The sequence below is a fragment of the Tissierellales bacterium genome (assembly GCA_035301805.1).
Taxonomy (GTDB): domain Bacteria; phylum Bacillota; class Clostridia; order Tissierellales; family DATGTQ01; genus DATGTQ01.
The window spans coordinates 1-9,676 of sequence record DATGTQ010000102.1 but is presented as its reverse complement, the minus strand read 5'-3'; the positions used below and the strand labels follow the sequence as shown (position 1 = coordinate 9,676).

Below are 9,676 nucleotides of genomic sequence, written 5' to 3'. Positions count from 1 at the left end.
TGTTTAAAAATGAAGGCTATGAAAATATAAGAATCATTAAAGACTTGCAGGGATTTGATAGAGTTGTAGTAGGGGAAAGACCAAAGGAGGGAAATTATGCTTTTTAACATGTTTAAAACCTTTTTTAAAATAGGAGCCTTCACTTTTGGTGGTGGATATGCCATGTTACCAATGATTCAAAAAGAAGTTGTAGAAAAAAACGAATGGGTAGAAACAGAAGAATTTATGGATATATTAGCTATAGCTGAAGTGACCCCGGGACCAGTTGCCATAAATACTAGTAGCTATGTAGGTTTTAAAGTGGCAGGATTTAAAGGAGCTGTTATATGTACTTTAGGTACAGTTCTTCCTTCGTTTTTAATAATACTTTTTATAGCTATGTTTTTTGGGCACTATAAGGATAATGCAATTATTGAAAAAATGTTTTTAGGAATTAGGCCAGCTGTTGTAGCTCTCATTTTGTCAGCAGTTTATAAATTGAGGGTGGGTATAAAGTTTACAGTGCCTATAGTTGTTGTAGCTTTATCTACAATAGCAATTATATTAATATTTGATATAAGTCCAGTTTTTGTAATTTTGGGAGCGGCTTGTGGAGCAATAGCTTATGGGAAATATAAGGAGAGTAAACTATGATTTTATTAAAACTTTTTTTATCTTTTTTTAAAATAGGGGCTTTTACTTTTGGTGGAGGCTATGCTATGATTCCACTAATTCAAAAAGAAGTTATTACTAATCAACAGTGGTTAACTACTAGAGAATTTATAGATATAATTGCTGTAGCAGAGATGACACCAGGTCCTATAGCCATAAATTCTGCAACCTTCTTAGGTTATAAAGTGTCAGGGGTTTTTGGTTCAGTAGTGGCAACTTTAGGAGTAGTCCTACCTTCTTTTATTGTAATTGGCATAATATTTTACTTTTTATCTAAATTTAGAGAATCTTCTAATGTGGAGCAAGCTTTTAAAGGTATAAGGCCTGTAGTTTTGGGTTTAATTGCAACAGCAGCTATAGAAGTAGGAAAAGATGCAATTATAGATTTCAAGAGTATTATAATAGCAGGGATAGTTTTTTATTTAGTATCAGTAAAAGAGAAATCGCCAATTGTTGGTATTGCAGTAGCAGGGATTATGGGCATTATATTTTACTAAGAAGAGATAAAAATGTTATAATATATAATAGGGATAATATTGTGGTTTAATTTAACATGATTATTCTTTTAATGGAGGTGAAAATATGTTAGAAAAATTGTCTTTTGTAGAAGATAAGTATAAAAGATTAACTAAAGAAATAATAGACCCAGAGGTTATGGAAGATAGGCAAAACTGGCAAAAGCTTGTTAAAGAACATGCAGAGTTAGAGCCTATAGTTGGGAAATATAAAGAGTATAAAAAAATATCTAAAAATCTTAAAGAAGATAAGGAAATGTTAAAAGAAGAATTGGATGATGAATTTAGAGAGATGGTAGAAGAGGAAATAGCTGAATCAGAAGAGAAATTGGCTAAGCTTGAAGAGGAAATTAAAGTTTTGTTAATTCCTAAAGATCCAAATGACCATAAAAATGTTATTGTAGAAATAAGATCAGGAGCCGGGGGAGATGAAGCAGGACTATTTGCAGGGAACTTATTTAGAATGTACTCTATGTATGCAGAAAAACAAGGTTGGAAACCAGAAATTTTAAGTTCTAATCCACAGGGTGTTGGTGGTTTCAAAGAAGTAACTTTTATGATAAAAGGTAATGGAGCCTATAGTAAATTAAAATATGAAAGTGGAGTACACCGAGTTCAAAGAGTTCCTGTAACAGAATCTGGAGGAAGAATTCATACTTCTACAGCAACAGTAGCGGTATTACCAGAAGCAGAAGATGTAGATGTGGAAATAAAATCATCAGATATTAGAATAGATGTGTTCCGTGCTTCAGGCAATGGGGGACAGCATGTTAACACTACGGATTCAGCTGTTAGAATAACCCATATTCCCACGGATATTGTAGTTTCTTGTCAAGATGGTAAATCCCAAATTAAAAACAGAGAAAAAGCTATGAAAATATTAAAGGCAAGATTATATGAGAAAACTATTACTGAACAACATAATGAGATAGCAGAAGAAAGAAGGAGCCAAGTGGGCACAGGTGATAGAAGTGAAAGAATTAGAACGTATAATTACCCACAAGGAAGAATAACTGATCATAGAATAAATATGACTGTTCATAAATTAGAAAACTTTTTAGATGGAGATATTGATGAAATGGTTGAGGCCCTTATAACTACAGATCAGGCAGAAAAATTAAAACAGGTTGGTTAATAATATGAGTAAAGGACTCCTAATAGGAAACCTAATATAGTTCCAATGGTTGAAACCCTTCCTTCATGAAGGGTTTTTGCATTGGGAAAAATATTGTCTATAATAATAAAGAACATAGTTCCTCCAGCAAAAGCTAGGCAAAAAGCTACTAAATAATTAGAAATTGTGCCTAAGTAAGCGCCGATGAAGGCACCAAGGCCCGTTGGCATTCCAGCTATCCCAGTAAAGATAATAATTCTCCAAAGAGAAGTTTTATTTACCTTCAAAGGTATTCCTAGAGCAATACCTTCTGGGATATTATGCAATAATATTGCAAAAGCTAAAAAATGTCCTAAATGGTTGTCAATCATGAAACTAGAACCTATGGCAAGGCCTTCTGGGAAATTGTGCAATGCTATACCTATGCCTAATAAAAGACTTGTTTTAAGATATTTTGGAGTATCCTGGTCAAAACACCTCCAATCTATTAAACAAATAAGGGCAATACCAAAAAAAGTACCTAGTATTACTACTAATATATTAGAAAGAAGAATGGCCTCTGGTATAAGGTGGAAGGTAACTATTTGAAGCATTAGTCCTCCAGTTAGTCCCAAAAAGAAACTTAAATGTTTGGCATTTTTCTTTATAAAAAAGGATAATAATCCTCCTAAACTAGTGCCTATAGTTCCAACTAAAAAACTTAAAAAGGTTATGTAAAAAATATTTTTCATATAATCCTCCTTTACATATAGTTATAATATACTTATTCATAAATGAGAAAATAAAGCACTTAAATTTCTTAAATTAGCTAAATTAATGTATAATATATAATTAAGAGAAAAAGCTAGTTCAAAAAGAAGGGATAAATATGAGTAAAATAGAAACAAAAATTATAAAAGTAGATTCAGAAAATTTAAAAGAGGAAAGAGTAAGGGAAGCGGCAAAAATTATTAAAAGAGGGGGAACAGTTGCTTTCCCTACAGAAACTGTCTATGGTTTAGGAGCTAATGGATTAGATGAAAGAGCAGTAGAAAGAATATTTAAGGCAAAAGGCCGACCACAAGATAACCCATTAATCCTTCATATTGCTTTTAAAGAGCAATTAGAAGAATTGGTAAAAGATATTCCAGAAGAGGCGTTTGAAATAATGGAAAAGTTTTGGCCTGGTCCTCTGACTTTAATATTTAAAAAGAGTGATAAGGTACCAGATAAAATAACAGGAGGATTATCTACTGTAGCTATTAGGATGCCAAATAATAAGATAGCCTTAAAAATAATAGAATTAGCAAAGGTTCCTATAGCTGCACCAAGTGCTAATACTTCTGGAAGACCTAGTCCTACAAACGCTACCCATGTTGTAGAAGATTTATATGGTAAAATTAACATGGTAGTAGATGGAGGAAGTACGGGAATAGGAGTAGAATCTACAGTATTAGATATGTCTGGGGAAACACCTATGATTTTAAGACCTGGAGGAATTATTTATGAAGACTTGAAATTATTAATTAATAATGTAGAATTAGATAAAAGTATTATAAAAGATAATGAAAATATAATACCTAAATCTCCAGGACAAAAGTATAAGCATTATGCACCCAAAGGAAAGATGATAGTTTATTCAGGAGATGTTGATAATGTAGTTTCTAATATTAAAGCTTTAGCAGAAAAATATATAAAAGAAGGAAAAAAAGTAGGTATTATGGCTACTGAAGAGACTAGAAATAGATATACTATAGGGACTGTTTTAGTTGTAGGAAGTAGAGAAAACAAGGATAGTATAGCTAAGAACTTATTCAATATTATAAGGGAATTTGATAATTTTGATGTAGACATAATATTAGCAGAAGGTACAGATACAATAGGTATTGGAAGAGCCATAATGAATAGAATGAAAAAAGCCTCAGGTAATAATGTAAAATGGGTATAAAGGAGAGATTTTTTTGAAAAAAATTCTTTTTGTGTGTACAGGAAATACTTGTAGGAGTCCAATGGCAGCAGCTATTTTAAGACAAAAGGCTGAGGAAAAGGGAAGAAATATTGAAGTAGATTCTGCAGGAATATTTGCATTTGCTGGTGATAAGGCATCTAAGGAGGCAATTGAAGTATTAAAGGAAAAAGAAATAGATATTTCAAGTCATCGATCAAAATTAGTGACAGATGAAGTTTTAGAAGAAGCGGATCTAGTATTGACTATGACTAAATCTCATAAGGAGACCTTATTACTTAAACATCCTTCCGTAGAGGAAAAAATATATACTTTAAAGGAGTATACCTATGGAATAGATAGGGATGTTTTTGATCCTTATGGGCAAGGACTAAGGGCTTATAAGGATGTAGAAGAAGAACTAAGTGATGCCTTAGAAAAGATAGTAGAGAAAATATAGATTATACTGTTTATAGGTAGGCCATGTATATAATGGCTAAAATTAGATTAAATCTTGTAAGTGATACAAGGTATTGTTGGGAGGAATAAAAATGAAAATTGGTATTGCTAGTGATCATGGTGGTTATGAATTAAAGGAAGACATAAAAGAGTATTTAAAGGAACAAGGTATCGAATATATTGATTATGGCACAAAATCTGGAGATTCTGTAGATTATCCTGATTTCGCTCTGAAATTATCAGAGGGAGTTATAAAGAAAGAATGTGAAAGAGGAATAGCAATATGTGGCACAGGAATAGGAATTTCAATTTCATGTAATAAAGTACCAGGTATTAGATGTGCTTTATGCGGTGATACCTATTCTGCTAGAATGAGCATGGAGCATAATAATGCAAATATATTAGCTCTTGGTGGCAGAGTTGTAGGGAAAGATTTAGCTATGGAAATTGTATCCATTTGGTTAAAATCGGAATTTCAAGGTGGAAGACATGAAAGAAGAGTTGATAAAATTTCAGACATAGAAGGTAAGTGTATGTTATAATGTATAAGGTTTAATTATTTTTAAAAAGAAGGGAGTCCTGTATATGGGAAAAGTTGTAGTTTTAGAACATCCATTGATTAAGCACAAACTTACATTTATTCGAGATAAAAGCACTGGCTCCAAAGAATTTAAAGAGTTAGTAAAAGAGGTTTCTATGCTTATGGCCTATGAAGTAACTAGAGATCTTCCATTGGAAGAAATAGAAATTGAAACTCCAATTTGTAAGACTAAAGCACAGGTTATATCGGGGAAAAAATTAGGTTTAATACCAATACTTAGAGCAGGCTTGGGAATGGTTGATGGTATGCTTAATTTACTACCAGCGGCAAAGGTGGGACATATAGGTCTTTATAGGGATCCAGAAACTCTTAAGCCAGTGGAATACTATTGTAAATTACCAAAGGATATTGAAGACAGGGAGTTAATTGTACTAGACCCTATGTTGGCTACAGGTGGGTCAGCTGTTGCTGCTATTCATTTTTTAAAGGAGAAAGGAGCAAAGAATATTAAATTAATGAATTTGATTGCAGCTCCAGAAGGAATAGAAGCAGTAACTAAAGCTCACCCAGACGTGGAAATATATGTGGCTGGAGTAGACGAAAAACTAAGTGAAGATGCATATATAATCCCTGGATTAGGTGATGCTGGGGATAGGTTATTCGGGACAAAATAGACAGAAAACAAGACAAAAAATAAGGGAGAGAATTTTTCCCTTATTTTTTGTTTATAACATTAATAAGAAAAATTTAAACAACGAATGTAGCTAGATGACATTACAAAATTATTACAATAATTTTAGTTTATTGACTTATTTATGAAATTAATATAAACTTTTAAAGGAGATAGAAGTTATATTTTGGTATCTGAAGGAGAGAAAATAATGGCAGAATATTTTATACCTTTTATTACAGCAATGGTTATATCTTTTCTGATGACTCCCGTTGCAAAGAAAATAGCAGTAAAAGTAGGCGCTATTGATATACCAAAGGACGGAAGGCGAGTACATAATAAACCTATACCTCTTTTAGGAGGACTGGCAATATATATTGCTACAATAATTGTTATACTATTGTATTTGCCATTAAATAAAACTTTAGCTTCAATTATTATAGGTGGGACTATAATATTTATATCTGGTATAATTGATGACATGAAAGATATTAGTGCAAAAGCAAAGCTGTTTTTTCAAATTCTTGCATCTATAGTATTAATAATTGGAAATGTAAAAATAGATTTTGTCACGAATCCTTTTTCAAAGGAAAGTCCACTTATATATTTAAAAGGTTTTTCCATTCCTTTAACTATTATTTGGGTAGTAGGTATTACAAATGCTTTTAATTTAATAGATGGATTAGATGGTTTAACTGCAGGAGTTGCTAGTATATCTAGTTTGTCTTTACTATTTGTTGCTAGCCAATTTGAATATAATAATATAATGATAATTTCAGCTATAGTAGCAGGTTCATGTTTAGGATTTCTACCTTATAATTTTAGGCCAGCTAAGATTTTTATGGGAGATACAGGGGCATTATTCTTAGGTTTCATGCTATCGGCTATATCTATTGAAGGTGTTATGAAAAGTACTGCAACTATTGCTATTGTATTACCTATAATAGTATTAGGAATTCCTATTTTTGATACAACATTTGCGATATTTAGGAGGCTTTTAAATGGTAAGTCTATAATGGAAGCAGATAATGGTCATTTACACCATAAATTATTACAAAAAGGTTATACACAAAAACAAACAGTATTTATATTTTATTTAATTAGTGGAATTTTTGGTCTTTTAGCAATTTATGTGGCAAAAACGGAAACACGACAAATTGAATTTATAGCTATAACTTTAATAATTGTTGCAATATTCCTAGTTAGTAAATTAGGTGTTAAAGATAAGAGAAATAACAATCATTATAAAAAAGAGTAGGAGGATTTTAATGGATAGAATAAAGGTCATGATAGTTTTTGGGACAAGGCCAGAAGGGATAAAAATGGCCCCCATAGTAAGAAAAATGAAAGAGACAAAGGAGATAGAAAGTATTGTTTGTGTAACAGCACAACATAGAGAAATGTTAGACCAAGTTCTCAATATATTTAGTATAGAACCTGATTATGATTTAAATATTTTTAAGCCTGGACAGACATTGACAGAAATAACTACTAAAGCTTTAAAAGGTTTAGAAGAGGTAATAGTAAAGGAAAGACCAGACCTTCTATTAGTTCAAGGGGATACTACTACAGTATTTGCAGGAGCATTAGCAGCTTTTTATCAGAGAGTTAAAATAGGCCATGTAGAGGCAGGCCTTAGAAGTGGAAACATACTTTCACCTTATCCAGAAGAAGCCAATAGGAAGCTTACTGGAATTGTTACAGATTTTCATTTTGCACCAACAGAAAGGAATAAGCAAAATTTATTAAAAGAAAACTATGAAGAAGAAAAAATATTTATAACAGGTAATACAGTTATTGATGCTTTAAAATTAGTAATAAAAGATAATTACATATTTGATATAGATAAATTAAACAATATAGATTTTGAGAATAAAAAAGTAATTTTACTTACTTCTCATAGAAGAGAAAATTTAGGAGAACCAATGGAAAATATCTTTACGGCTGTAAAAAATGCTGTTGAGAAATACGATGATGTGGAAGTAGTCTTTCCTGTTCATCTTAATCCAAAAGTACGAAAAATTGCAAATGATGTATTTAATAATCATGAAAGAGTCCATTTAATAGAACCTTTAGATTATGAACCTTTTACAAATTTAATGGCAAAATCGTATTTAATAGTTACAGACTCTGGTGGACTTCAAGAAGAAGCTCCTAGCTTAGGAAAACCTGTATTAGTAGTTAGAAAAGAAACAGAAAGGCCAGAGGGTATTGAGGCAGGAACAGCTAAATTAGTAGGAACAGATATGGAAGATATATATGAAGAATTAGATTTAATAATTTCCAATAAAGATGAGTATTTAAAAATGGCTAATGCAGTAAACCCTTATGGAGATGGAACTGCTGCAGATAAGATTGTTAATGTTATATTAGAAGAATTTAGTAAAGAATAAAATAATTAAGGGATGGATAATATTAAAGTTTTAGCTATGCCTTGTATGTCTCGTTATAGTACATGTTTCATAACACCCCATGACACATGTACTATAATGGGACGGTAAAATGAAATCGTGCTTAAGAAAAAGTTATACACCTTTGTTCTTTAGCCATTTCTATTTTTTTTACTTCTATTGGTATGTAACTTGCAAATGTATAGATTGGTATAAAAAATATTTATATAAATAAAATGTAGAGGGGGATTTTAAAAAGTGAGAGAGGTAGTTTTAGCTAGTGCAGTAAGAACACCAATAGGAACTTTTGGGGGGAGTTTTAAAAATGTATCTGCAGTGGATTTAGGGGTGACAGTAGCTAAGGAAGCAATAAATAGGGCTGGTATCCAAGCAGAAGATATTGATGAAATTATAATTGGGAACGTTTTACAAGCAGGCCTTGGCCAAAATGTAGCAAGACAGATTTCTATACATACAGGTATACCGGTGGAAAAACCATCTTATGCCGTGAACAAGGTATGTGGTTCTGGACTTAAAACTATAATTCTAGCAGCTCAAGCTATAAAAGCAGGAGAAGCAGATATAGTATTGGCTGGTGGAACAGAAAATATGAGTCAAGCACCTTATTTATTAAAAGATGCAAGATGGGGCAATAGAATGGGAGATAAAGTAGTGGAAGACTACATGGTTAAAGATGGTTTATGGGATATTTTTAATGATTATCATATGGGAATTACATCGGAGAATATAGCAGAAGAATGGAATATTACTAGGGAAGAGCAAGATGAATTTGCTTTAAATAGTCAATTAAAGGCAGAAAAAGCTATTAAAGATGGAAAATTTAAAGATGAAATAGTGCCTGTGGAAGTACCTCAGAGAAGAGGAAAATCAATAGTTGTAGATACAGATGAGTACCCTAGATTTGGGAGCAATATAGAGGATTTAGGGAAACTTAGACCAGCATTTAAAAGAGATGGGACAGTAACAGCAGGAAATGCTTCAGGAATTAATGATGGTGCAGCGGCAGTAATAGTTATGTCAAAAGAAAAAGCAGAAGAATTAGGAATAGAACCTTTAGCAACTATAGTATCTTATGCTTCAGCAGGAGTAGATCCAAGGGTCATGGGAACTGGACCTATACCAGCATCAAAAAAAGCTTTAGAAAAAGCAAATCTTACAATAGAAAGTATGGATTTAGTAGAAGCTAATGAAGCCTTTGCGGCCCAATCTATATCAGTAGTAAGAGGGTTAGGACTGGATGTAGAGAAAACTAATGTAAATGGGGGAGCTATAGCTTTAGGACATCCTATTGGAGCATCGGGAACTAGAATGCTTGTGACTTTACTTCATGAAATGGCTAGAAGGGATTCTAAATATGGCTTAGCAACTTTATGTATTGGTGGCGGTCAAGG

11 protein-coding genes are annotated in these 9,676 nt (G+C 32.2%); 10 read left to right on the top strand and 1 reads right to left on the bottom strand.

Annotated elements, in window-relative coordinates; translation table 11 throughout:
- Window positions 1-96: 96 nt before the first annotated feature.
- The 3 genes from VK071_04810 to prfA all read left to right on the top strand — a co-directional run bounded on the left by VK071_04810 (window position 97) and on the right by prfA (window position 2,301).
- Window positions 97-633 (top strand): chromate transporter, encoded by a 537-nt coding sequence (locus tag VK071_04810; protein HLR34635.1) that lies wholly within the window; start codon window positions 97-99, stop codon window positions 631-633.
- Complete coding sequence (locus tag VK071_04805; GenBank protein HLR34634.1) at window positions 630-1,148, top strand: chromate transporter; 519 nt, start codon at window positions 630-632, stop codon at window positions 1,146-1,148. The genes VK071_04810 and VK071_04805 overlap by 4 nt, the downstream gene beginning before the upstream one ends.
- An 85-nt stretch (window positions 1,149-1,233) precedes the next feature.
- Entirely contained in the window at window positions 1,234-2,301 is a 1,068-nt protein-coding gene (prfA, locus tag VK071_04800) for a peptide chain release factor 1 (protein ID HLR34633.1), read from the top strand.
- Here the strand turns inward: prfA and VK071_04795 are convergent.
- Window positions 2,298-3,011: a ZIP family metal transporter gene (locus tag VK071_04795; GenBank protein HLR34632.1), complete on the bottom strand. Its 714-nt coding sequence runs from the start codon at window positions 3,009-3,011 to the stop codon at window positions 2,298-2,300. The genes prfA and VK071_04795 overlap by 4 nt on opposite strands.
- A 146-nt stretch (window positions 3,012-3,157) precedes the next feature.
- On the opposite strand from VK071_04795, the gene VK071_04790 reads away from it, so the two are divergent.
- The 7 genes from VK071_04790 to VK071_04760 form a co-directional block, all read left to right on the top strand.
- The gene (locus VK071_04790; GenBank protein ID HLR34631.1) at window positions 3,158-4,207 is read left to right on the top strand and encodes an L-threonylcarbamoyladenylate synthase; all 1,050 of its coding nucleotides are present in this window, start codon (window positions 3,158-3,160) and stop codon (window positions 4,205-4,207) included.
- Window positions 4,208-4,220: 13 nt separating this feature from the next.
- Window positions 4,221-4,664, top strand: a complete 444-nt coding sequence (locus VK071_04785; GenBank protein ID HLR34630.1) for a low molecular weight protein arginine phosphatase — start codon at window positions 4,221-4,223, stop codon at window positions 4,662-4,664.
- A 91-nt stretch (window positions 4,665-4,755) separates the two neighbouring features.
- Complete coding sequence (gene rpiB / locus VK071_04780; protein ID HLR34629.1) at window positions 4,756-5,205, top strand: ribose 5-phosphate isomerase B; 450 nt, start codon at window positions 4,756-4,758, stop codon at window positions 5,203-5,205.
- Between the two features lie 43 nt (window positions 5,206-5,248).
- Entirely contained in the window at window positions 5,249-5,878 is a 630-nt protein-coding gene (gene upp / locus VK071_04775) for a uracil phosphoribosyltransferase (protein ID HLR34628.1), read from the top strand.
- Window positions 5,879-6,085: 207 nt separating this feature from the next.
- Window positions 6,086-7,132 carry an MraY family glycosyltransferase gene (locus VK071_04770; GenBank protein ID HLR34627.1) on the top strand — a complete coding sequence of 349 codons (1,047 nt, stop codon included), beginning with the start codon at window positions 6,086-6,088 and terminating at the stop codon, window positions 7,130-7,132.
- A 19-nt stretch (window positions 7,133-7,151) separates the two neighbouring features.
- A complete protein-coding gene (gene wecB, locus VK071_04765) occupies window positions 7,152-8,267 on the top strand; it encodes a UDP-N-acetylglucosamine 2-epimerase (non-hydrolyzing) (protein HLR34626.1) in 1,116 nt (371 codons plus the stop codon).
- A 255-nt stretch (window positions 8,268-8,522) separates the two neighbouring features.
- The coding region (locus VK071_04760) for an acetyl-CoA C-acetyltransferase (GenBank protein ID HLR34625.1) at window positions 8,523-9,676 on the top strand (1,154 nt) is incomplete at its 3' end.

Coding starts and splice junctions, on each gene's coding strand:
- VK071_04805 (HLR34634.1), top strand. CDS start 630: ATGATTTTATTAAAACTTTTTTTATCTTTTTTTAAAATAGGGGCTTTT.
- VK071_04810 (HLR34635.1), top strand. CDS start 97: ATGCTTTTTAACATGTTTAAAACCTTTTTTAAAATAGGAGCCTTCACT.
- VK071_04795 (HLR34632.1), bottom strand. CDS start 3,011: ATGAAAAATATTTTTTACATAACCTTTTTAAGTTTTTTAGTTGGAACT.
- prfA (HLR34633.1), top strand. CDS start 1,234: ATGTTAGAAAAATTGTCTTTTGTAGAAGATAAGTATAAAAGATTAACT.
- upp (HLR34628.1), top strand. CDS start 5,249: ATGGGAAAAGTTGTAGTTTTAGAACATCCATTGATTAAGCACAAACTT.
- VK071_04770 (HLR34627.1), top strand. CDS start 6,086: ATGGCAGAATATTTTATACCTTTTATTACAGCAATGGTTATATCTTTT.
- rpiB (HLR34629.1), top strand. CDS start 4,756: ATGAAAATTGGTATTGCTAGTGATCATGGTGGTTATGAATTAAAGGAA.